This window comes from Flavobacterium piscisymbiosum (genome assembly GCF_020905295.1).
In the GTDB taxonomy this organism is placed as follows: domain Bacteria; phylum Bacteroidota; class Bacteroidia; order Flavobacteriales; family Flavobacteriaceae; genus Flavobacterium; species Flavobacterium piscisymbiosum.
Map to the genome: position 1 here is coordinate 2,238,779 of NZ_JAJJMM010000001.1, position 21,390 is coordinate 2,260,168.

Genomic DNA, 21,390 nt, shown 5'->3' on the forward strand with positions numbered 1-21,390 from the left:
GCCCGAAAATTGGATTTAATTTTCGGGTTATTTTTTTTATCTTCGCACAGAATTTAAAATTTGACTTCTGTACTTAACTTTTAAAGTTAAATTTGTTGTCAGTTTCCGGTGAAGTCCGGAATACACTTTCAAAAAGTCATATCAATTATAGGTAGTACCTATTTAAATAAAAAAATAAGATGAGTTTACAAACATTAATCATGGATGAGATTAAAACCGCCATGAGAGCAAAAGATACTGTAGCATTAGAAGCATTAAGAGCCATTAAATCTGAAATGTTATTAGCTGCAACTTCATCAGGTTCTAAAGAGGAATTAACAGAAGACGATGAAGTTAAATTACTTCAGAGATTAGTTAAAACCCGTAAAGAAAGTGCTCGTATTTTTACAGAGCAAAATCGTCCTGATTTAGCAGAGCCGGAATTGGCTCAGGTTGCTGTAATCGAGAAATTTTTACCTGCACAATTAAGTGAGGAAGAAGTAGAAGCTGTAGTTGCAAAAATTATAGCTGAAACCGGAGCTTCTGGAATTGCATCTATGGGAAAAGTTATGGGATTAGCTTCTGCTCAATTAGGCGGAACTGCTGAAGGAAAAACTATTTCTGCAATCGTTAAGAAATTATTAGTATAAAAATATTAGATTTTAGAGTTCAGATTTTAGATTTCATTCAATAATCTAAAATCTAAACTCAACAATCTGCAATCAAAAAGACCGCGTAGTTCAACTGGATAGAATATCAGATTTCGGCTCTGAGGGTTGGGGGTTCGAACCCCTCCGCGGTCACTCTAAATTTTAAAAGCCTGAGGATGCAGATTCTCAGGCTTTTTTTGTGGTTCGAAAATTTTTAAGATTTTCTTCTAGTTTTAAAAACACCTATGTTTAAAGGGGATTTTGGTTCGAATACAATCATGGATTTGTTAAGCTCTACGATTCTCTTTCAGGTTCTAAAGTTTAGGTTTAGTTCCTAACTTGAACTCCATGTTAAGTTCGCACATCTAGTTTTTAGCTGACCCATAACCGTCTAATGTATGAGCGGTAACGGATTTATTTGCACTAAATTCTCGGAAAGCAAGATACTTAATTAATGCAATAGCGGTTCAAGTTTGCACTTAAACCGCTATTGCTTATACATATTGTTGTGCGTTCGTTCTTTTTTAATTCGGTGAATGAAGTCCTATTTTATTTCCCTCCGAATCGTGGAAAATGGCAAAAAATCCCCTTTCGTCAGCGTGGGGTGTTTTAGGAATAATTATTTTTCCACCATTCCTTTCTATTTTATCAAGAATTGTTTGTAGATTATCTCCACCATTCAGATAAATAGTAACTCCGCTAGCAGAAGGTTCGTAACCTTCTCCTTTCATAATCACTCCTGTAACCATTTGGTCTTGGTATGGGAATAAGCCCATTTCTATTCCTGGGAAATCTAATTTTTCAATTTCTACCCCTAAAATTTCTTTGTAAAAGTTGATGGCTCGTGAAATGTCCGTTGCAGGAATTTCAAAAATTGAGATGTAACTGTTCATTTTCTTTACGCTTTTTGTGTTTATTTCTTTAGTTTGGCTTTGTTCGGGAGTTAAATAATCTTTGTTTTTACAAGACACAATACCGAATGTTAGGGCAATAATTGCGATAAAAAAATTTTTTTTCATTTCTAGTTTGTTATTGACGGAACAAAACTAATAGCTGAAAGTCTATTAAAATTGTAAAAATGCGACACCTGAATTATTTATAAAAAAGTGCAGAAAGATCCAAACTTTCACCAGCGAGAAACTCTTTGGGATTTATTCCTGTAAACTCTCTAAAGTCTTTAATAAAGTGTGCTTGGTCAAAATATTTACTATTGTAGGCAATATCGGTCAGGTTTTCCGACTTTTGGTTGAGCAACATTTTTAAAGCTGTTTGTAGGCGAATTATCTTTCCCAATTGTTTGGGACTAACTCCAATTTGCTTTCTGAAGTTTCTTTCGAGTTGTCTTCGTTTTGACAAGTCGTCTTTAAGAATTGAGTTTATTGAAGCACTTCCGTTTGTCGATAGAAGGGAATCAACTATGTTCTTTACTATTCTATTAATCGTTTTTTCATCATTAAGCCTTTCTAAAAGAAATTTTTCGATAATGCTTATCCGTTGTTCCGTATTTTCTGCTTTGATGATTTTTTGTTCCAAGTCATTTGCGTTTTCTGCACCAAAAAGTTGGTCTATAGATGTTTCTTTGTTTATTAAATTGTTCATTGATTCAGAAACAAAATTGGCAAACCCATAAGGATAAAATCGGATAGCAAATGTATTTACATAACCTATTGGCTCAATGTAAAAGGGCTCAATTGTTTGTCCAAGTACCATTGCACGAGGTTGAAGTATAAATTTATCTTCGGAAGTGTACCGTTTTATATTGTCTCCAAGAATAAAAGCCATTTCAATACAGCCGTCAGGAACTATTCGTTGTTTTTGTGGTTCAGATTGTTTAGGCACTTCCAAAGTCCAATAGCAATTTATAAGCGATTTTAAATTTGAATGAGGTTCGTATGTTTTATAATCCATTTATCGTTCGTTGCTTTTTCAGAATGACGCACAACGTTCTCGTGCTACAAGCAGTTTGGGATTAAATTAAGCCCTATTTTCGGATTTGCCAAGTCAATCCAAATACAAAACCATTTTTCCATTAAGCCCATTGCCTAAATCCGTTGTAGTAGCTGTTACAGGAAGCCTTTTTATCATTCAGTTGTTGTTTTAAAGTCGCATAGCACGAACTTCTTCTATTAACAAATTTAAAAATAATCTTTTTAGAAGCAATAGGTTCCTCCTTTGACCTCTTTAATCTTTATTTTTCCACCTTTAATTTCATCTTTGTCAATTATAAAAACTTTTTTCGTGTTTGAATTTATTAATTGTTCCAAATCACATTGGGTAAATTTTTGTAAATAGTCAGAATGCAATATTTTATCAGAATTGGTTTTTAAAAATGATTTCTTTTTATAAAATGTGTTTGTTGGCTCAATAGAACTAAAGCGATTTAAATTAATAAATTGACCAGATGAACAATTAAAATTGAAGAAATAATTTTCTTGCCGTATATTCTTTAATTTATTTATATCAGCAATATATTGTACATTTTTCCCTCTTTTGATGAATAAATAAATTGTATCTAAAGATTTCACTCTTTCAAATTCTTTATCATAAAAATATCTTGTCAAATTTAAATAACTATTTAAAAATGTTTTTCTGTTTTCAGCGAAAGGAAATTTATCTTCCATATAAGTATTAGGAGAGTAACTATAAAGTTTTAAAGTTTTATTACTTTTATAAACAGAAACTTCAAATTCACCCCCATCCATAACAATTGTTCTATTTCCTTCTTTATCAATTTCATTGGTTATTTTTGTTGGGTCAATTGAGACTAATGTATCTATTAATTTCTTGCAATTTATTGCATCAATATTATCCAACTTTATTATGTTCATTATTGTGTGTTTACATATTGTATAACAATTTATTTCATTATTTTTCAAAGAGATATATTTGCTATAGCCCAAACATATAATTTGAACTTCATTATCTTCTTTCAATATACCTCTAATTTTATCTCCATTTTTTTCATAATCAAAATGTTCGTATTTTGAAAAGATAAAGGAGGAATCAACGTTATCTTGTGAATAAACAGTCGAAAATAATAATAAAATGATGACTAAGATATAATTCATTATTATTCAGTTAATTTTGAGTAAGGTTTCCTGTAACGTTCTGGCGCTTGGCGAGGTTGGGGAATAAAGATGTAGCATTTTTTTCGGTTAAATACAAATTTACCAAATACAAGACCAACTTTCCATTAAGCCAATTGCCCAAATCCGTTGTAGTAGCTGTTATGCGACGTTTCACTTAGTAAGAAGATATTCCTCAAAGTTGTTTGTTACATCGTAATAATCATAACCAAATTTTCCTACCCAACAACTTATAACACCACCTTTAATTTTTTCAGAATTTTTCAATATCTCCGCAATACGTTGATTATCTTTTCTATCTAGATGAATCTTCTGTTTCTTTTCTATATGCTTCAACGTGTTTGCGATCAATAATCGTGCTGTTGGACTTGGTGAATAAATTAATTTTTTAAGAGCGTCAATATCATTTAATACAATAAGATATCTAATTAGATCAAATGTTGGATAGCCAATTCCATTTAGAATATAAAAAGGCTGTTGAAGTGGACTACCGCTCAAAACATCAGAGAAGAAATCAAAAACATCTTTTCTTTTAGTATTGTTGTCCTCTATTTCCAATGAAAGTGCGCCAAATTTTGATTCGTATTCTTTCAAGTTATCTTCTATGATTTTGTCATAGACGAGATTATTGTATTTACACTTTAATGGAAATTCAACCACCGTGGAAAGATAAGTATAAGCTATTTGTCCGGGACAGTCTATTGTGAATCGTATTTTAATAATCTTATCTTCAAAATATAATGCACTTACATGAACCGAACCATATCCTCCGTAAAATTCATGATCTGTAGACTTCAGATTATATCCGCAATCATAAGTTATACTTCTACAGTTTCCAATTGGTTTAATAAAACCAGGGAATATTTTTTCTATGTCCGCTATAGAATTAGATCGTTTGTTAAGTTGATTTAATTTTTTGACGTTTTCCATATCATTATTTACCCAATCTAATTGTATCGGTTTTTCCACATTCCATTTCCCATTATTACAAGCTAGAACATTTTGCATCGTGATTGTATCCGATTTGGTTTGGGAAAATCCAGTATTTAAAAACACCAATAATAAAAATGTCAAGTATTTCATAATTCTTAGATAATCGATTACGGTTTTCCCGAAATGACGCACAACTTGTATATATGTCTGACTACGTCCGACTTATCTATCCTAAATTGGGTCGATATATCCGACAAATGTCAATGTTTATTTGTTTTCAAAAATAGGATTTTTATTTCATAAATAATCAAACTGACTTTTTATATATTGAATACTTTTTACACTAACTTGAGGATAAGTAATTGTGGTATTACTACTTAGACGAATTGACAGAAACGCGACTTAACTAATCATGATATTAAATTCAAATAGCAAAATTAGATATCATTTAAAATCTTTAAATCTTCCAATAAAAGGTTCGAATTATGTACCGTCAAGGTCACAAAACAAAAAACCACTCAAAGCGAGTGGTTTTTTGTTTTGTATTAAATTAGTTTATGAGTATAGCCTTAACTAGATAAATTTTTACCAGGAAAATATCATTTTATTTAAAAAACTGTAGCCTATATTCTTTAGGGGTGATTCCTGTAATTTTTTTGAAAAGTTGCGTAAAATGTGAAGCTGTGTGAAAATTAAGCTGATAAGCAATTTCAGCAATATCTTTACTGGATTGAAGAAGCGCCTTGCTATAATTGATATCCATTTCGTTAATCCACTGTTTTGGTGACTTTTGAGTTACATTTTTTACACATTTATTAAGGTAATTTTCTGTAACAGATAGTTTATCGGCATAAAATGTTACTCTTTTTTCATCTCTGTGATATTTGAACAAGATATCCCTGAACTGAAGAGACAAATCCATAGGACGAGTAGCTGATTTATGATGACTATCAGAATCGGTACTTAATATTTTAACCAAAATAAGATGAAGCATAGTAATGATTATCTCATTTAAATTCAATTCATTAAGCCACAACTCCTGCTCCATAATAGTAAGCAGTTGTTTAATCGTTCCGTAAGTAAGGTTATCCAAATTTAAGAAAGGAGGCATAAAAAAAATGCTGGTTTTATGTTTGGGTAATTCCTGTTCAGATACAATATTGTTCTCATAGGCTAAGAAAAAACCTTCGGCATCATCAGATAATTCTATTGTCGCTGTAATTGTTCCTTGTTTGATAAAAATAACACCTCCTTTTTCTACATTATATTCTTTATTCTCCAGATACTGTTTAATATGTCCGTTGGTAATAAACAGAACAAAATTAAAGGTGGTACGGTACGGAACTACAGGCATAAGAATACCTTTTAGATAATCTTCAAGCCTGTAAAGCTGTATATCTGCATTATTAGAAAGTATTTTTTCTGTAATGTTAGGAAGGAAAAGTTTTTTATATTGAAAATTAGAAAGTGTTTCCATATTAATTATCCTATTAAAGATCGTGCAAATTTAATAATGAATATCATTTAAAATTTATAAAATATTCCCATTTTTATCCCAAAAGGATTTCCAGGAGTATAGGTAATATCAGTAATTGGTGCCGCTTCATTTTTCAATTGAGTTTCTGTAGCAAATTGAGCTTCATTCCATTTTACATCGAATAAGTTATTGATTTGAAAATTAGCGCCCCATTTTGCACGGTTGTAGGAAAGTATCAAATCATTTACAAGGTAAGGTTTTGTTTTGAGACTATTATCCTCAACTGCAGGTCTTTCACCTAGATAGCGATACTGTAATCCTATAGAAAAGCCTTTCATGAAATCCCAATTTAAAGATCCGGTACTCGTAATTATTGGTGCTAACGGAATATAATCTTCTCCTTTTGGTTCCTCCATTAATCGGGCATGAGAATAATTAACATCAGCATTTAAATATAGATTTGGTAATGGCTGGTAACGAATACCTAAATCAAAACCATAGCGTTTTGATTTACCCGACGGTTCCACAACAGCATCATCACCTACATAAACAAACTCCTGTTGTAGAAATAAATACCATACTGTTGGTGTAATAATCAATGATTTTAAAGGATGAAGTCTTGTTCCGAAATCAGCTCCTAGAGAATATGGTAACGTGTTACGTCCATTTTGAGGAATTACAACCCTCATATCATTAGAATGAAATCCCATACCAGTTTTTAATAACCATACAACTTTGTCACTGGAAGCATAAGATAAATTAAGCTTAGGACTCAGTCTGGTTGCTTCTGATGATTGTCCCGATGGCAATTGCTCCTGATCCAGTAAATCATGCATGTTGAAAATAAAATGATCCAGCCTTAACGCTGGAGCAATAGTCCATTTTCCGGTTTTCCATATCAATTCTGAGTAAGCATGCAAATTGGTTTCTATGCCGGTAACATCCATCTTTTTATCCAACAATAAATCTCTGTGATAAACATGATTGAGCTGCAAAGTTTGAATATCGTCATTTCGGAATCCAATTCCGGATATCAATTCAAAAGAACTATTAGGAAGGATGAAATTTTTGACATGTTTAAATTCACCGCCATAAATATTTCTGCCATCTTTTTGTTGAATTTCATCTCCGTGAATAGGATCATTTAAGAAAAATGTAAAATCAGAATACAGATTAAAATTATACTTAGAGTACCAGGCCATCGCTTCAATATGCTCTGATGGAGAAATGATATGTTTAAAATTCATCTGAACATTGCTGCGAGAAGTGCTTCCTCCTTCGGTAGGATCAATGCTTTCCCAACGATCAATAATCCCTTCATTAATGGCGCGTTCCGGATTTTGTCCTGAAGCATTCCAGGAAGAATTAAAAGTAGAAAATTGGATATTGAAATAATCATTATCAGTTATCCACTGGTTGTATTTTCCAAAGATATTAACTCTGTTGAAATTTTGTTTTACATCAAAAGGTCCGTCGGTGTAATTGTATTCTGTTGCTAAATAGAAATTTTTCTTGTTGTCGGGATCGTTTATGATATTGAACATTCCCAGAATTCTTTTTGTATTAAAAGAACCTGCTTCGAGTTTAATCATACTGTTTTTTAAAGCTCCATAAGTTTTAAAATCTACATAACCCGCAGTATTAAAATCTCCTCTGTCAGCATAATAGGCTCCTTTTCCAAAATCGATATTATTGATGGTTTCAGGAATCACAAAATGCAGATCGGAGTATCCCTGACCATGACCATGAGATACTATATTTACAGGCATTCCGTCTACATTCACACTAACGTCCGTTCCGTGATCTGCATCAAAACCTCTTAGAAAAATTTGTTCTGCTTTTCCACCGCCGGCGTGTTGAGCAATAAACAAACCAGGAACTTTGCGCAATAAATCCTGAGCTGAGTTTACCGGAAATTTATTAAGATCAACCTTTGTGATATCTGAAAGAAATGAAGTGTGATTAATAATTATTTCAGAAATTTCAATAGGCTTGCGCTGAAGAAAAATGACTTTGTTTTCGTACTCTGTAGTGCTATTAACAGCCAATTTTTGCTGATCATATCCCTGATGACTAATTACAAGTGTATCCGGAAAGGATTGAAAGTGCAACTTGAATGAACCATCTGGTTCTGAATGGGTATGTGTGTTTCCGTGATTGTATTCTATCAAGACATTCCCTATTGGGAATTTGCTGTCTGTATCTTTAAGGAAAGTTTGCATTTCACTTTCTTTCTTCTGTGCTACAGACGCTACACTTATCATTAAGAGAAGGAAAACTATTGTATTTTGAATTCTTGTCATTTTGTTTTTTTAATATAATCCACAGAATCTGCTTGCAAAAGCTTCAAGCAGATTTTGTAGATTTTTATGTTTAATGCGACTCAAAAGTCTATTATAGTAAAAGCTAGAATCCAACCATCATGCCTACAGCAATCTTATTGACTGTAGAAGTTTGTGTATTGGTATTGATGATCTGTTTCGCGCCGGCATCATATTCTAAACCTATTAAGAAGTTTTTGGTGATATCATACATAGCATTGATAGAAGCAGAAGGCAAAGCAATTCGCGTATTCGAATTCGTATTATTGTTAACAAAATCTGATGTTGAATTATCATTTATAACTTTGCTGTTTACAAGCGAAACAGGACTTGCATTATACGTCATGGTAGTATAACCGACAACTAAATTAGAATGCAGTCTTTTCTTTTCTTCAAAGTAATATTCTACGCCTGCAGAACCTCCATAAATAGGAACCGTTTTAAAATTGCCATTCTGGTCATAAATGGCATCATACATATTTCCTGCACCTCCATTACCAAACAAGGCACCGGATAAAGTATAAGAGCCTCCTATACCAGAACCAGCTACAGCCTGAGCCATAAAATAACTCTTTTCATTAAGCATGGTTTTGTAATTGACATTAACACCCCATCCCATTGTCATAGCATTATCATTTGTGTCTTTTTCATAACGAAGCGTACGTCCCATAAAGGCTAAACGTAAGTAACCGGTCTGGTCATGCAGTTTTTTGGTAAATGCTACAATTGGATCTACAGAAAACTGACCGGGAGTAACTCCGCCAGCGATTTTAAGATATTCAGAAGAACTTTCGACACCACCTTCAAATTTCCACGATTTGTCGACACCAAAATCATTGTAATATTTAACCTGTAGATGACGCGCCCATGTGCCGCTATTAGGTCCTTCCCAGTCCAGCGTATTGTACCAGCTTGGAACACCGTTACCAAAGAAAGTCCAGTCCTGACCTATATGCCAATGATTGTAATCTACGTAGGCTACTCTCAATTGTAAGTTACCGCCTGCACCGGGAGCACCCCACCATTGTGCTTCGACATAAGTAACTAAAGGACCTTTTGAGAATCCATTATAGGTAGTCTTCCATGCCAGCTGTGTTTGGTACATATTGAAACCTGCATTTTTTTGATCGATTTTATTGTAAGGATCGGCTGAATTTAGGTTGAGTGACTGAGAATTCATGTCATTACCTCCCAAATTTAGGTAGCCATTTAATTTTAAACGAGGAGAAAACTCCATTTCATAAAGCGATTTTCCATCATCTGTTTTTTGTTGAGATGGAAAATTAATTTGTGCTTGTGCTGTATAACAACCAATAACAACCAAGAATAAAAATGCGAACTTACTATTTTTCATAATTGCTTTATTTTAAGTATAAGGTAATTTTGATTTCTGAATTCATTAAGAAACAACCGTACTTGCCCGATGCTAAATACTTTTTTAGTTTATTTAGGAATAAAAAAAAGCTAAAGAAATAAAGCAGAAGGGTAAGGGGAGAATAGGATTATTCCCCTTTAATAAATTATTTTGAGTTGAATGTTATCAAAATGAGAGGATATACTCATCTAATGATAACTGTTATATTTTTAGAGGTGTTCCTTCTGCATTTGAAACCACTACATCAATTTGGATTAAGGCATCTTTTTGTAATGCTGATACACCAACTGTTCTTCGTGCAGGAATACCGTTTGGAAAGAATGTTGTATACACCTCATCTACAAGGTCGCTATCTGTGATGTTTTTAAGGAAAATATTAACCTTAACCACATCTTCCATACCATGTGAAATACTTTCCAAAATTGCTTTGATGTTTTTTAAGCATTGTTCTGTCTGCTCTTTTACACCTCCGGCTACCATTTTACCCGTTTTTGGATCGATTGGTAATTGAGCTGAAAGGTGATTGTAATGTGAGAATGCTACGGTTTGTGTAGACAAAGAATTCTTTGGCGCATTTTCGGTATTGTTTGCTTTTATGACAATTCCATGTCTGTCTTCGATAGCTTGAGGAGGCGTCCCGTCTCCGTGTGACACTACTGCTTCAATTTGCACTAAAGCATGCATAGATAAATCAGAAACGGCAACGATTGTTCTTGCTGGAACATAAGCTACAGCTCTGGCAATAGCCGAGTCTGGAAAAAATGTTGTATAAACCTCATCTACAGCTTCAATATCTGACAGGTTTTGAAGAAAGATATTAATCTTAACAATATCATCAAAAGGAACATCAATACTGTTTAAAATTGCTTTGATATTTTTTAAACATTGTCGAGTTTGCTCTTTTACACCTCCTGTTACCAATCTGCCTGTTTTTGGATCGATTGGTAATTGAGCCGAAAGATTATTATAATGAGAGAATGATACTGTTTGTGCAGACAAACTACATATAGGTGCATTTGTGGTGTTATTGATAAGTTTTATCAGATTACCTGCCTGTGGTGCATTAGGAATTGTACCCTCGCCATTTGAAACAAGCGCTTCAATTTGTACTAAAGCATTCATAGGTAAAGCTGCAACTGCAACTGTAGTTCGTGTTGGAACATAAGTAGGGAAGAATATTTTGTAAACTTGGTCTACAGTATCAATATCCTTGATGTTTTTAACGAATACAGTAATTCTAACGACATCATTCATAACATGATCGATGCTCTCTAAAATTGCCTTGATATTTTTAAAACACTGTTCAGTCTGTTCTTTTATACCACCAGCTACTATTTTACAAGATTTTGGGTCGATTGGTAATTGAGCTGAAAGATTATTATAATGTGAAAACGCTACAGTTTGTGAATATGGTCCGATACTTTTTGGTGCATTTTCGGTATTTCTAGCTAGTAATGAGTTTATTTTATTTGATGCCATTTTGTTTATTTATTTTAATAATTGGAGTAAGTTTTAGCTGATGCAATTCTGCTGTCAAAGCAAGAAATGCATGATTATTTTGAATTTAATAATGTTGTAAAGAGGATGATTTTAGTTTTGTTTTTTAGTAATAAAAAAACTCTTAATAAGTAATGTAAGACATGTTCCTACCACAAACGGAAAAGTCAGTACTCCGCCTACCTCAGTCAGGATGTTATGATCAATCAGGAAGTCATCAATAGCAACTGTAATCAGGACTGCGATTAATACCCACAATCCGTCTGTTTTTTTGAAACCTGAAAAAACAATCGCCGAAAGTACTGCGTTAAAACCGAATAGTCCCATGTGAATACCTTCGATTGATTCGCCATCCATGTATGAAAAATAAGCCCCCAATAAAGATCCCAAAAGACCATATAAAGCAGCTGCGGGGGAGCTGATAAAAATTGCGATAAAGAAAATGACTCCGGATAATAATCCTCCTTGAAAAATGACTTCACCAAAGCCATTTATGGGTGTTATAAATTCGCTATAGGCAACATTTTCCGGTTTTGCGGTAATCATTTCCGAAGGTGGGATATCTGTAAAATGATGTAATACAAAAACGGATAACCAAATTATAACAATGAATGGAAATGTAAACGCCGGAATTTTTTTGCTAATAAAAAAATGCTGGATAATACTTGCCAGTGCACCTCCTAAAACAATAAGAGTCCAGATTAATATTGTGGTCTGAAAGAAAAAAGACAAAGCTACTCCCACCAAAGCTGCACTAAAACCATATAATCCGGCATTAATTTCGGATTTGTCATAACCCAGTTTCATAGCTGTAAATGTTCCAGCACTTGTAGACAGCAAAATAGCAACACCTCCCTGCCAGCTTCCTATAAAAATACCAATAAGAAATAAGAGTCCTGTCCATCTGTTTTCCTGAAGCATAATTTGCCCCATTCCCTTTAATACATTGTCGATAAAGGGAAATTTTGTGAAAATTTTATCCATTTTGAATTGTTTTTTGTTTTGAATTTACCATCCTAAAAAGACCATTCCAATACCGCATATAGTGACTACAGCGCCACTTACAACACTCATATAGCGTTCTAGTTTGTCGGTCTTGAAAAAGGTTGAATATCCGTATCGCCCAAGCAATACCATGCCCAGCATTGTTGCAACAGTTGTAAGTGCAAATGGTATTACTAATGCAAGAATTTCGGTCACAGAACGATTTAATCCCGAATAAAAAAGAAGTGGTGTAAGTGGTTCACTTGGTCCCATGACAAAAATCATGAACAACACAAAGGGAGTTACTTTTATCCGGCTTTGAGGCATAACTACTTCTCCGTGATTATGTTCATACACATAAACATCATCTCCTAATACATCAAAATGCTTGTGAGGTTTGTTTTTTATGGTTTGAATAACTCCATATATGAGATAGATTACTCCAAAAAGGAGCAATGCCCAACCCGAAATATTACCTCTGATTTCCTGAAACCAGGAGAATTTATTAAGCTGCCATCCCATAAAAACCCCAATAGTTCCCAAAACCAAAGAGCTCAAAACGTGGCCAAAACCACAGGCAATCGTGAGTAGAATTGTTTTGCTTTTGCTCCATTGTTTAGATTTCGACAAAACAATAAATGGTAAATAATGGTCCGGTCCTGATGCGGTGTGTATAAAACTTATAGATACAGCACTCAGTATTAATGCCCAAATAGTAGTATTCATAACTTATTTTTTATTCTAATTCCCAAAGGATTTCCTGGACCTTAAGGAAAAAATTATACATTACTTCACCACCATGTCCCAGTGTTCGAATAACGAATCCGTTATCTTCCATTGCCGAAATGCCGATTTCGATCTCACTTTGAGATTCAATAATAGAATAGATAGTTTCGACTAAGAGATTTTTATTCGTATTTTCTTTTGTACTATAAAAGATAAGAGTTCCCTGATGCGTAAATTCTTCCAGATTTCCTATGCCGTTTATCGGAATCAGATCGGGTTGAATAAGCACATTGTCCTTTACAACCAATTTATTTTTATGATAAATCTCTGTAAGATTCTGAAAACGTCTCAGTTTAAAAAGCTCTCCATAATGCTTTCTTCCACAGGTGATTATTTCACTAATTATCAACTGACTGTTTGTACCAATACGGATTTCGGCTTTACTTTTGAAATCAGAATTTTCATGAGGAACCACCGGATGTGGGACATAGGCAAAAGAAGTATCATCCTCCATCGAGATAGTAAGCTGCTGCACAGCGTCATTTTTCATATTAAATAATCTTTGATATGATTGTGACTGCAGCTGCAACGCGGCTCCTTTTTCTAAATCAATATCTAATTGGTAACGATCACCGCATAGAATTCCCGGCGAGGTACTCATCACAATTTGATAAAGCTTATTGTCGGTTTTGCGCTGTCCTACTGATACTACACGAAAAGGAGGAGACACATAGAGGTCTTTTACATAAGAACTTCCTTGTTTATAACCTGCTATAATATGTAAGCGACTGTTCATTATCTTAGTAGATTCGGTTCTTCACATTCTTCCAGTAAAGCATATTTTTTGATCCAGCCTATAATTTCCGGTACACCGACATCTGTTTTAAGATTTGAAAATATAAAAGGGGCTCCTTTTCTCATTCTTCTCGCATCATTTTCCATCACTTCAAGGCTTGCACCTACATAAGGAGCCAAATCAATTTTATTAATCACCAGTAAATCTGATCTTGTGATACCTGGTCCTCCTTTTCTTGGAATTTTTTCACCTTCGGCAACATCAATTATAAAAATGGTTACATCGGCAAGATCCGGGCTAAAAGTTGCCGATAGATTATCTCCGCCGCTTTCGATAAAAATTAATTCAATATCTGAGAAGCGGTTTGCCAATTCATCTACTGCTTCAAGATTCATACTTGCATCCTCGCGAATAGCTGTGTGAGGGCATCCTCCTGTTTCTACCCCAATAATGCGTTCATGAGGCAAAAGACTGTTTTTAGCCATAAACTCTGCATCTTCTTTGGTATAGATATCATTTGTAATCACACCAAGATCATACGTTCCGTATAAGTGTCTGCTTAATCGTTCTAATAAAGCAGTTTTTCCAGAACCTACTGGTCCGGCAACGCCTACTTTTATATATTTTCTATTTTTCATTTTTTTATAAATTGATTTTTAATTTTAATTATGACATGTATAGTCTTGAATACAGTCTTTCATGCTGCATGCAGCGAATGTCAAAAGAGGTGTTGCAGAGTCCTACATACTCTCGCTCTAATGTTATGGTTTCCTGAGCCGTTTTTTCCATTATCGGATACAGACGAAATAAAATATCCTGCCCATCCAATTGTCCCAGTGGTACTAACTTTACAGCATTGGTAATCATTCCGGCGGTAGAAGTGTAGTAAAATCCAAAAAGGGCTTCTTGCAGAGGAATTTTTAACAGAGAGCAAAACATTCCAAAAACAATAGAGTAATGAGAATTTGCATCACCATTTCGAACCGCTTTTTCATAAGCTTCCATTAACTGAAAATTCTCACGTCTTTTGAAGATTTTAATCAAACGCAATCCCAATTTCTGGCTTGCCTGACGAATTTCTCTTGGGCACTTTAAAGCGTTACATTCCTGATCCAGATCTAAAATGGCTTTTAAATCATTAGCCTCAGTAGCTTCATAGGCCAATTTTACAAAAGCACCGTCGTTGTATTTGAGATTATACTTAAGCATATTTTCTACAAACTCCTGTGCAGTTGCTGCGTTGTGTACAATTTTATTTTGTATAAACGTTTCAAGTCCGTTAGAATGAGAATATCCTCCAATAGGCAATGTAGGGTCGGAAATATGCAAAAGACTGGCTAAAAATTTTATATTATTCATCTTTTGGAGCTGCCATTTTTAGGATTTTAGTAAAAATTGTTGAACCCAAACTTCCATGTCCGTGTGGTTCTACATTCGATTTTAACAGATTCAATAATTTCACGGATTGTTTTTCGGGTTTAAAACCGCTTACTTCCAGCCATCTGAACATTGGCATTTCAAAAGGCAACAACACTTTGTCTTCTTGTATAAAAAGCGGAATATGTTTGTTTCCAATTTCGTAGCACACTGTTCCCATTTCGAGCATTGAAGACGGAGAAATAACAATAGTTTCTGTTTCCAGAATATTGACCACAATTATTTTCTTTTCATTTTCAAAAAGAATATCTCCCTCTCGAAGGCGTTGCCCTTCTCTCAGGAATTTTATGGCAATATCTTCTCCCTGACGTGTCTTTTTACGTTGAATTCTCTTTGTTGATTCAAACCATTCTAAGTCAAGATAATCTATTGATCGTCCGTTAATTGTACTATTCGAAATAGTACCTAAAGTTTCACTGATGGTCATCGTTTTTTATTTTTTATATTAGACCTAACAGCTTTTTAAAATCTGTTAGGTCTTTTTAGATGTCTACTACTATTAAAATAAATAATATAATTGAGTCAATGGAAGCGTTTCTGCCGGCTCACAAGTAACATGTACACCATCTACCGTTACATGATAGTTTTCGGCATTCACTTCAATTACCGGTGTTTTATCATTATGGATAAGGTCTTTTTTAGAGATGTTTCTGCAATTTTTTACAGGAAGAATCATTTTTTCCAGCTTGTAATCAGCAATAGATCCATTATCAATCGAAGCCTGAGAAACGAAAGTTGCACAAGTGGTGAATTTAGCGCGACCATAAGCTCCAAACATATTTCTGTAAATCACAGGTTGTGGAGTAGGGATAGACGCATTTGGATCGCCCATTTTTGCAGCAATTACAAAACCTCCTTTTACAATCATCTCTGGTTTAACACCAAATAAAGCTGGTTTCCAGATAACTAAATCAGCTATTTTACCTGGCTCAATAGATCCAACATATTTAGAAATACCGTGAGCAATAGCAGGATTAATAGTGTACTTGGCTACATAACGTTTGGTACGGAAGTTATCATTTTGTGTATTTTTATCTTCTTCTAACTGACCACGCTGATCTCTCATTTTGCTTGCCGTTTGCCATGTTCTGGTAATTACTTCTCCAGGTCTTCCCATAGCTTGAGAATCGGAACTCATAATACTGAATACTCCCATATCATGCAAAATATCTTCGGCAGCAATAGTTTCAGGACGAATTCGAGAATCAGCAAATGCTACATCTTCAGGGATATTTTTACTCAAATGGTGACATACCATAAGCATATCTAGATGTTCGTCTATCGTATTAACGGTATAAGGACGTGTTGGATTTGTAGAAGCAGGCAATACATTTGGATACATTGCAGCTTTGATAATATCCGGAGCGTGTCCACCACCGGCACCTTCAGTATGGAAAGTATGAATTACTCTTCCATTGATCGCTTTCATGGTGTCTTCCAGAAATCCACCTTCGTTTAAAGTATCAGTATGAATAGCCACCTGAACATCATATTTATCCGCTACTTTAAGTGCAGTATCAATTGTTCCGGTTGTAGCTCCCCAGTCTTCATGAATTTTTAAACCTAAAGCTCCTGCTTCAATTTGTTCCTCAAGCGGTGCTTCTGCCGAGCAATTTCCTTTACCAAAGAAGCCTAAATTCATAGGAAATTCTTCTGCAGATTCCAACATTCTCTGAATATTGAATTTACCTGGCGTACAAGTCGTTGCGTTTGTTCCGTCATTTGGTCCTGTTCCTCCGCCAATCATGGTTGTAATACCACTGTAAAGAGACGTTTCAATTTGTTGTGGACAGATATAGTGAATGTGTGTATCAATTCCTCCGGCAGTTACGATATAACCTTTACCACCATGAACCTCTGTAGATGCACCGATAATCATGTTAGGAGATACTCCATCCATGGTATCTGGATTTCCCGCCTTGCCTATCGCTATGATTTTACCATCTTTGATTCCAATATCTGCCTTTACAATTCCCCAGTGGTCAATAATAGTTGCTCCGGTGATACAAAGGTCTAATACGCCCTGATCTCTTGTGCGTTCAACATTTTGTCCCATCCCGTCACGAACCGTTTTTCCACCTCCAAAAACAGCTTCATCGCCATAATGTGTAAAATCTTTTTCGATTTCAATGATTATTTCAGTATCTCCCAATCTAATTCTGTCTCCAGTAGTTGGACCTAATATATTAGCATATTGCTTTCTGTCTACATTTAAGCTCATGTTATGAATTTTTAAAATTTAATTGATTCGCTTTAGCTAAACTTTCTTTTTTCGTAGTATCAGAATCTACCAATCCGTCAACAAGATTATTAAAGCCCATTGCTTTTTTGTTTCCGCCAATTGCTACAAGTATCACTTCTTTTTCCTCTCCCGGTTCAAAACGAACGGCCGTACTGGCAACAATATTCAGTCTTTTTCCAAAAGCCTTTTCACGATCAAAACTCATCGCTTTATTCACTTCAAAAAAGTGAAAATGGGAACCCACCTGAATAGGGCGGTCTCCTGTATTGGTCACTTTTATTTTTACAGTCTCTCTGCCTTCATTGCAGATGATTGTGCCTTCTTTTACAAAAATTTCTCCTGGAGTCATAATAAATTGGGATTAACGAATTGGATCATGTACGGTTACTAACTTGGTTCCATCAGGAAAAGTAGCTTCAATCTGGACATCATGAATCATGTCAGCTACTCCCGGCATTACATCATCTTTTGTTAGAATCTGAGCTCCGTCACGCATTAGCTCGGCAACTCTTTTGCCATCTCTTGCGCCTTCCAGTAAAAAATGACTAATTAAAGCCACTGCTTCCGGATAATTCAATTTTAGACCTCTGGCCTTTCTTTTTAGAGCAAGTTCTCCTGCTGTGTGCAACATGAGTTTCTCAATTTCTCTTGGTGTTAAGTGCATAATTATTTTTATTTAAAAATTAAATTTATTGTATTATTTATCTTGTTAAAAAATTAAAAAAGATACAATGAATGTGTGCAAAGCGAATATTAATCTGTAAACGATTCATTTATAGTTTGATACTTATCAATAAGAATCAATAGGGTAATACCAATAATCTGTTTTTGGATTTTTGCAGCCATATTTAGAGTATTAACCTAAAACGCTGACTTTGGAAAGAAACTTAGCAACTTGCTTTTAGCAAAAGCATAAGTTAAATTTTACCCCTAATTACAAACTTATAAATGAAGTCTAAAAAGAAGTTAACAACTAGGAATTCGTAGGGAATGAAATAAAATATATCGAGGTAAAGTGATATACGAATAGTTATGACTGGTTATACTAACCGGCTGTGTAGAATAAAAATGAAGATTTAAAGTATAAGCACTCCATTCTTCAAATAATATATTAATGTCTAATAGTGGTTGATTTAAATCATCATCTATCGCAAGTCCTTCTTGAATATCGAATACATTAAAAACAGAATTCGAAATTTGGTTATCTGTTTTTTGTGAATATGTACCATTATTCGTTTTTAATAACAGATGATTTTCACTTTTAAGCATAAAGAAAGCACCACAAAAAATTGTGAAAAAGAAGATGGCATAACGTCCAATTGATCCTTTTTTTACTTTCATTATCATAAATGTAAAGGTATACTGATAGATGTTTTTCTCACTATCAAAAAGATCATTTAAAATAGTCAAAATCGGGACAAAATGTAAATGCAATTTTTTATTCAATACTGCACCAATAAGCTTCATTCAATTAATACCATTGATATTGTTAAGCTTAAATATTTAAAATCGTTTAATGTTAAGCTACTTTTAAAATTTGTGGTTTTTATTGTTGTTTTATTTCCATATTCTATGTTCGCATATAAAATCGAGTATCTTTACCGCGATCGCAATAAAGAATATGTAGATTATAGAATGATTTTTCTGTTCATAAATCAAAATTCTTGTTGCAATCCTGAAGTTATAAATAAACCAAATTTCCTTAATAAATAATAATCATTACTAGTGCCAATTCCTTTTAGGGTTTTTATTAGTTTTTACACTCAACCTTAATAGCTATAGCATATGACATTGATATCCAAAGAAAAATTTTCTGAAGCGGCTGGTCTTTCTAAAATTCCAATTCCCGGTTTATCTTCTTATTTAATGAAAGTAATGAAGATTAATAATTTGAATACCATTGTAAAAGAGGGAGGTAATCTCGAAGGCGCAGATTTTGCAGATTATGTTTTAACAAGAATTGGTGTCAAGGTACAATTTGATGGCGCAGAATTACTGAATATTCCTAGTGAAGGAGCTTTTATTGTGATTGCAAATCATCCTTACGGCGGTATTGAATCCTTAGCTTTATTAAGTACAATTGCCAAAAGACGTCCTGATACCATGTATATGGGTAATTTTTTATTAAAGGAAATTCCGAATCTGGCAAAATGTATTATTGCTGTTAATCCATTTGAAAACGTACAAAATTCTGCAAGTATTACAGGACTAAAAATGACACTCAAAGCATTGAGCGAAGGTACTCCTGTTGCCATTTTTCCTGCCGGAGAAGTTTCATCTTATGATTTTAAGACCAGTAAAATTACAGACCCAGAGTGGCATCCTGTAGTAGGGAAGGTTATCTCGAAAGCAAACGTGCCTATTCTTCCAATCTATTTTCATGGAAATAACGGTCTTTTCTTTAGTATGCTAAAATCAATTCATCCTATGTTGCAGACTTCAAAACTAATCTCAGAGCTTTTTAACAAACAAGGGCATGCGTTAAAGATGACTATCGGGAAAGCCATATTTTTAACAGAGGTAAGCACTAAAGCTTCGGATCCTTTATTGTTGAAAAATCTAAGAAATAAATTGTACGCTCTTAAAAATCAATTACACAATTAATTAAATGATTAAGTAGAAGTTTAAACTTGTATAAAGGGTTTTATATCACAAGATTTATATCTGAAGTAGTTTTTTATTTTTCAGAACTTTTTTTCGGCTTTTTTACCAAAAAGTAAATAGAGCATACGAACACAATTATATAAATAACTGCCAAAGCTGGCTGCTCAAATTTTAGATTTTTAAAGTCGAATTGTTTAAATAATGTTACGCCCAAAATGATTGCTACCACCAACAAGGCAAATGAGATTGATTTTTTATTTTCCATTTTTTTTAATGTTTTATAAGTATGTCAATTATATTCCTTTTACAATTATTTCATTAAATTAATTTAAATCTGATGTTAACTTGCTTAAAATGATCGGTTTATTTTTAGCGAATATAAGAAATAATATAAAAATATTTTTTCAGGGGGAATTTAAATTTCACAAAAATCATTTAAATTCAAAACAAAAAAGGAGTGAAAAACTTAATTTTCACTCCTAATTATTAACTATTATTTCCTTAAAAGTTTTTCAGTAATCTAGTAAAGTATGTTTTAAAAACAATAAAAACATAATCTTTGAAAATTTCTGATAGCTTCAAAAACAATAATTCAATTAAAAAAAATAGCCAACCGTTACTTGAAAAACCCGATTCTTCATATCATTAGTAATGAAATAATCTACGTCGCTTTCTTTGAAAACATTCGAATACGAAATATTATATCTTGCGTCTGCGTAAAATTTATCTTTAAACTGATAACCCAATCCAAGATTTACAGAAGTATCAATACTGCTTGAATACTTCTTAAGATCAAAACTCTCATGATTGTTATAACCTAAAAAGTTATCCTGATATTTATTGTTTGCTTTTAAAAGTATTCCTATTTGAGGTCCTGCCTGTAGGCTTAGTCCTTTTACTACATAATATTTTAGCATTACAGGAATGTTTAAGTAGTTCAGTTTAATGGTACCTTTATAATTCGAATTGGTTACATCCGGATCCGAAAAAGAACTTTTTACTCCTTGCTCGCTGTACAATAATTCAGGTTGAATCGAGAAGTTTTTCGCCATAAGAATGTCGACCATAAATCCCGCGGTAAATCCTGTTTTGCTTGATGAGTTCAATTCACTTTCATCAAAAGTAAGGCTCGAAATATTTAAACCTGCTTTTACGCCCAGTTTAACTTTTTGATTTTGAGCCATACAAGTAGCACTTAACCATAATGTGCATAGTATTAGCGTATATTTTTTCATAGCTTTTAGTTGTTTTTAAGAATGGTAACTCTCAAAAGAGAGCTACCG

22 protein-coding genes and 1 tRNA gene are annotated in these 21,390 nt (G+C 33.7%); 3 read left to right on the forward strand and 20 right to left on the reverse strand.

The genetic code is table 11. The features are described 5' to 3' along the window. Window positions 1–179 precede the first annotated feature (179 nt). Window positions 180–629: a GatB/YqeY domain-containing protein gene (locus LNP81_RS09940; protein WP_230035431.1), complete on the forward strand. Its 450-nt coding sequence runs from the start codon at window positions 180–182 to the stop codon at window positions 627–629. 79 nt (window positions 630–708) lie between these two features. Continuing rightward, a tRNA-Arg gene (locus tag LNP81_RS09945) sits at window positions 709–782 on the forward strand. Between the two features lie 371 nt (window positions 783–1,153). Here the strand turns inward: LNP81_RS09945 and LNP81_RS09950 are convergent. The 18 genes from LNP81_RS09950 to LNP81_RS10035 all read right to left on the reverse strand — a co-directional run bounded on the left by LNP81_RS09950 (window position 1,154) and on the right by LNP81_RS10035 (window position 18,970). Continuing rightward, window positions 1,154–1,648, reverse strand: coding sequence for a VOC family protein (locus LNP81_RS09950; protein ID WP_230035433.1), 495 nt, complete (start codon window positions 1,646–1,648; stop codon window positions 1,154–1,156). 73 nt (window positions 1,649–1,721) lie between these two features. Then, entirely contained in the window at window positions 1,722–2,537 is an 816-nt protein-coding gene (locus tag LNP81_RS09955; protein ID WP_230035435.1) for a helix-turn-helix domain-containing protein, read from the reverse strand. Between the two features lie 242 nt (window positions 2,538–2,779). Next, complete coding sequence (locus tag LNP81_RS09960) at window positions 2,780–3,697, reverse strand: hypothetical protein (protein ID WP_230035437.1); 918 nt, start codon at window positions 3,695–3,697, stop codon at window positions 2,780–2,782. A gap of 171 nt (window positions 3,698–3,868) precedes the next feature. Further along, on the reverse strand, window positions 3,869–4,798 hold the full coding sequence (locus LNP81_RS09965) for a hypothetical protein (protein ID WP_230035439.1): 930 nt from the start codon (window positions 4,796–4,798) through the stop codon (window positions 3,869–3,871). Between the two features lie 454 nt (window positions 4,799–5,252). Beyond that, window positions 5,253–6,125, reverse strand: coding sequence for a helix-turn-helix domain-containing protein (locus tag LNP81_RS09970; protein WP_110836681.1), 873 nt, complete (start codon window positions 6,123–6,125; stop codon window positions 5,253–5,255). Between the two features lie 47 nt (window positions 6,126–6,172). Then, window positions 6,173–8,428 carry a TonB-dependent receptor gene (locus tag LNP81_RS09975; RefSeq protein ID WP_230035441.1) on the reverse strand — a complete coding sequence of 752 codons (2,256 nt, stop codon included), beginning with the start codon at window positions 8,426–8,428 and terminating at the stop codon, window positions 6,173–6,175. A 103-nt stretch (window positions 8,429–8,531) separates the two neighbouring features. Then, window positions 8,532–9,800: a hypothetical protein gene (locus LNP81_RS09980; protein ID WP_230035443.1), complete on the reverse strand. Its 1,269-nt coding sequence runs from the start codon at window positions 9,798–9,800 to the stop codon at window positions 8,532–8,534. Window positions 9,801–10,022: 222 nt separating this feature from the next. Continuing rightward, window positions 10,023–11,300 carry a RidA family protein gene (locus tag LNP81_RS09985; RefSeq protein ID WP_230035445.1) on the reverse strand — a complete coding sequence of 426 codons (1,278 nt, stop codon included), beginning with the start codon at window positions 11,298–11,300 and terminating at the stop codon, window positions 10,023–10,025. A 111-nt stretch (window positions 11,301–11,411) separates the two neighbouring features. Continuing rightward, on the reverse strand, window positions 11,412–12,302 hold the full coding sequence (locus tag LNP81_RS09990; RefSeq protein ID WP_230035447.1) for an urea transporter: 891 nt from the start codon (window positions 12,300–12,302) through the stop codon (window positions 11,412–11,414). A 24-nt stretch (window positions 12,303–12,326) separates the two neighbouring features. Next, window positions 12,327–13,028: a hypothetical protein gene (locus LNP81_RS09995; RefSeq protein ID WP_089353450.1), complete on the reverse strand. Its 702-nt coding sequence runs from the start codon at window positions 13,026–13,028 to the stop codon at window positions 12,327–12,329. 10 nt (window positions 13,029–13,038) lie between these two features. Further along, the gene (locus LNP81_RS10000; protein WP_230035449.1) at window positions 13,039–13,824 is read right to left on the reverse strand and encodes an urease accessory protein UreD; all 786 of its coding nucleotides are present in this window, start codon (window positions 13,822–13,824) and stop codon (window positions 13,039–13,041) included. After that, window positions 13,824–14,462, reverse strand: a complete 639-nt coding sequence (gene ureG / locus LNP81_RS10005) for an urease accessory protein UreG (RefSeq protein ID WP_230035451.1) — start codon at window positions 14,460–14,462, stop codon at window positions 13,824–13,826. The genes LNP81_RS10000 and ureG overlap by 1 nt, the downstream gene beginning before the upstream one ends. Window positions 14,463–14,490: 28 nt before the next feature. After that, window positions 14,491–15,183 (reverse strand): urease accessory protein UreF, encoded by a 693-nt coding sequence (locus LNP81_RS10010; protein WP_230035454.1) that lies wholly within the window; start codon window positions 15,181–15,183, stop codon window positions 14,491–14,493. Then, window positions 15,176–15,688, reverse strand: coding sequence for an urease accessory protein UreE (gene ureE / locus LNP81_RS10015; protein WP_089353446.1), 513 nt, complete (start codon window positions 15,686–15,688; stop codon window positions 15,176–15,178). Before ureE ends, LNP81_RS10010 begins: the two co-directional genes overlap by 8 nt. A 72-nt stretch (window positions 15,689–15,760) precedes the next feature. Further along, the gene (gene ureC / locus LNP81_RS10020; RefSeq protein ID WP_230035456.1) at window positions 15,761–17,482 is read right to left on the reverse strand and encodes an urease subunit alpha; all 1,722 of its coding nucleotides are present in this window, start codon (window positions 17,480–17,482) and stop codon (window positions 15,761–15,763) included. Window position 17,483: 1 nt separating this feature from the next. Further along, window positions 17,484–17,852, reverse strand: coding sequence for an urease subunit beta (ureB, locus tag LNP81_RS10025; RefSeq protein WP_230035458.1), 369 nt, complete (start codon window positions 17,850–17,852; stop codon window positions 17,484–17,486). Window positions 17,853–17,864: 12 nt separating this feature from the next. After that, window positions 17,865–18,167, reverse strand: coding sequence for an urease subunit gamma (gene ureA / locus LNP81_RS10030; protein ID WP_089353443.1), 303 nt, complete (start codon window positions 18,165–18,167; stop codon window positions 17,865–17,867). Between the two features lie 302 nt (window positions 18,168–18,469). Next, window positions 18,470–18,970 carry a hypothetical protein gene (locus tag LNP81_RS10035; protein WP_230035460.1) on the reverse strand — a complete coding sequence of 167 codons (501 nt, stop codon included), beginning with the start codon at window positions 18,968–18,970 and terminating at the stop codon, window positions 18,470–18,472. 318 nt (window positions 18,971–19,288) lie between these two features. Between LNP81_RS10035 and LNP81_RS10040 the strand changes: the two genes are divergently transcribed. Continuing rightward, entirely contained in the window at window positions 19,289–20,107 is an 819-nt protein-coding gene (locus LNP81_RS10040; protein WP_230035462.1) for a 1-acyl-sn-glycerol-3-phosphate acyltransferase, read from the forward strand. 73 nt (window positions 20,108–20,180) lie between these two features. Here the strand turns inward: LNP81_RS10040 and LNP81_RS10045 are convergent, their stop codons facing one another. Next, the gene (locus LNP81_RS10045; RefSeq protein WP_230035464.1) at window positions 20,181–20,372 is read right to left on the reverse strand and encodes a hypothetical protein; all 192 of its coding nucleotides are present in this window, start codon (window positions 20,370–20,372) and stop codon (window positions 20,181–20,183) included. Window positions 20,373–20,703: 331 nt separating this feature from the next. Then, window positions 20,704–21,342, reverse strand: a complete 639-nt coding sequence (locus LNP81_RS10050) for a porin family protein (RefSeq protein ID WP_230035466.1) — start codon at window positions 21,340–21,342, stop codon at window positions 20,704–20,706. Between the last annotated feature and the right edge of the window lie 48 nt (window positions 21,343–21,390).

Excerpts from the sequence above, each read along its gene's own strand:
- LNP81_RS09960 (WP_230035437.1), bottom strand. The coding sequence starts at position 3,697 with ATGAATTATATCTTAGTCATCATTTTATTATTATTTTCGACTGTTTAT.
- LNP81_RS10045 (WP_230035464.1), bottom strand. The coding sequence starts at position 20,372 with ATGGAAAATAAAAAATCAATCTCATTTGCCTTGTTGGTGGTAGCAATC.
- LNP81_RS09990 (WP_230035447.1), bottom strand. The coding sequence starts at position 12,302 with ATGGATAAAATTTTCACAAAATTTCCCTTTATCGACAATGTATTAAAG.
- LNP81_RS09975 (WP_230035441.1), bottom strand. The coding sequence starts at position 8,428 with ATGACAAGAATTCAAAATACAATAGTTTTCCTTCTCTTAATGATAAGT.
- LNP81_RS10035 (WP_230035460.1), bottom strand. The coding sequence starts at position 18,970 with ATGAAGCTTATTGGTGCAGTATTGAATAAAAAATTGCATTTACATTTT.
- ureC (WP_230035456.1), bottom strand. The coding sequence starts at position 17,482 with ATGAGCTTAAATGTAGACAGAAAGCAATATGCTAATATATTAGGTCCA.
- ureG (WP_230035451.1), bottom strand. The coding sequence starts at position 14,462 with ATGAAAAATAGAAAATATATAAAAGTAGGCGTTGCCGGACCAGTAGGT.
- LNP81_RS09995 (WP_089353450.1), bottom strand. The coding sequence starts at position 13,028 with ATGAATACTACTATTTGGGCATTAATACTGAGTGCTGTATCTATAAGT.
- LNP81_RS10040 (WP_230035462.1), top strand. The coding sequence starts at position 19,289 with ATGACATTGATATCCAAAGAAAAATTTTCTGAAGCGGCTGGTCTTTCT.
- LNP81_RS09985 (WP_230035445.1), bottom strand. The coding sequence starts at position 11,300 with ATGGCATCAAATAAAATAAACTCATTACTAGCTAGAAATACCGAAAAT.
- LNP81_RS10010 (WP_230035454.1), bottom strand. The coding sequence starts at position 15,183 with ATGAATAATATAAAATTTTTAGCCAGTCTTTTGCATATTTCCGACCCT.
- LNP81_RS09965 (WP_230035439.1), bottom strand. The coding sequence starts at position 4,798 with ATGAAATACTTGACATTTTTATTATTGGTGTTTTTAAATACTGGATTT.
- LNP81_RS09950 (WP_230035433.1), bottom strand. The coding sequence starts at position 1,648 with ATGAAAAAAAATTTTTTTATCGCAATTATTGCCCTAACATTCGGTATT.
- LNP81_RS09970 (WP_110836681.1), bottom strand. The coding sequence starts at position 6,125 with ATGGAAACACTTTCTAATTTTCAATATAAAAAACTTTTCCTTCCTAAC.
- LNP81_RS10050 (WP_230035466.1), bottom strand. The coding sequence starts at position 21,342 with ATGAAAAAATATACGCTAATACTATGCACATTATGGTTAAGTGCTACT.
- ureB (WP_230035458.1), bottom strand. The coding sequence starts at position 17,852 with ATGACTCCAGGAGAAATTTTTGTAAAAGAAGGCACAATCATCTGCAAT.
- ureA (WP_089353443.1), bottom strand. The coding sequence starts at position 18,167 with ATGCACTTAACACCAAGAGAAATTGAGAAACTCATGTTGCACACAGCA.
- LNP81_RS10000 (WP_230035449.1), bottom strand. The coding sequence starts at position 13,824 with ATGAACAGTCGCTTACATATTATAGCAGGTTATAAACAAGGAAGTTCT.
- LNP81_RS09980 (WP_230035443.1), bottom strand. The coding sequence starts at position 9,800 with ATGAAAAATAGTAAGTTCGCATTTTTATTCTTGGTTGTTATTGGTTGT.
- LNP81_RS09940 (WP_230035431.1), top strand. The coding sequence starts at position 180 with ATGAGTTTACAAACATTAATCATGGATGAGATTAAAACCGCCATGAGA.
- ureE (WP_089353446.1), bottom strand. The coding sequence starts at position 15,688 with ATGACCATCAGTGAAACTTTAGGTACTATTTCGAATAGTACAATTAAC.
- LNP81_RS09955 (WP_230035435.1), bottom strand. The coding sequence starts at position 2,537 with ATGGATTATAAAACATACGAACCTCATTCAAATTTAAAATCGCTTATA.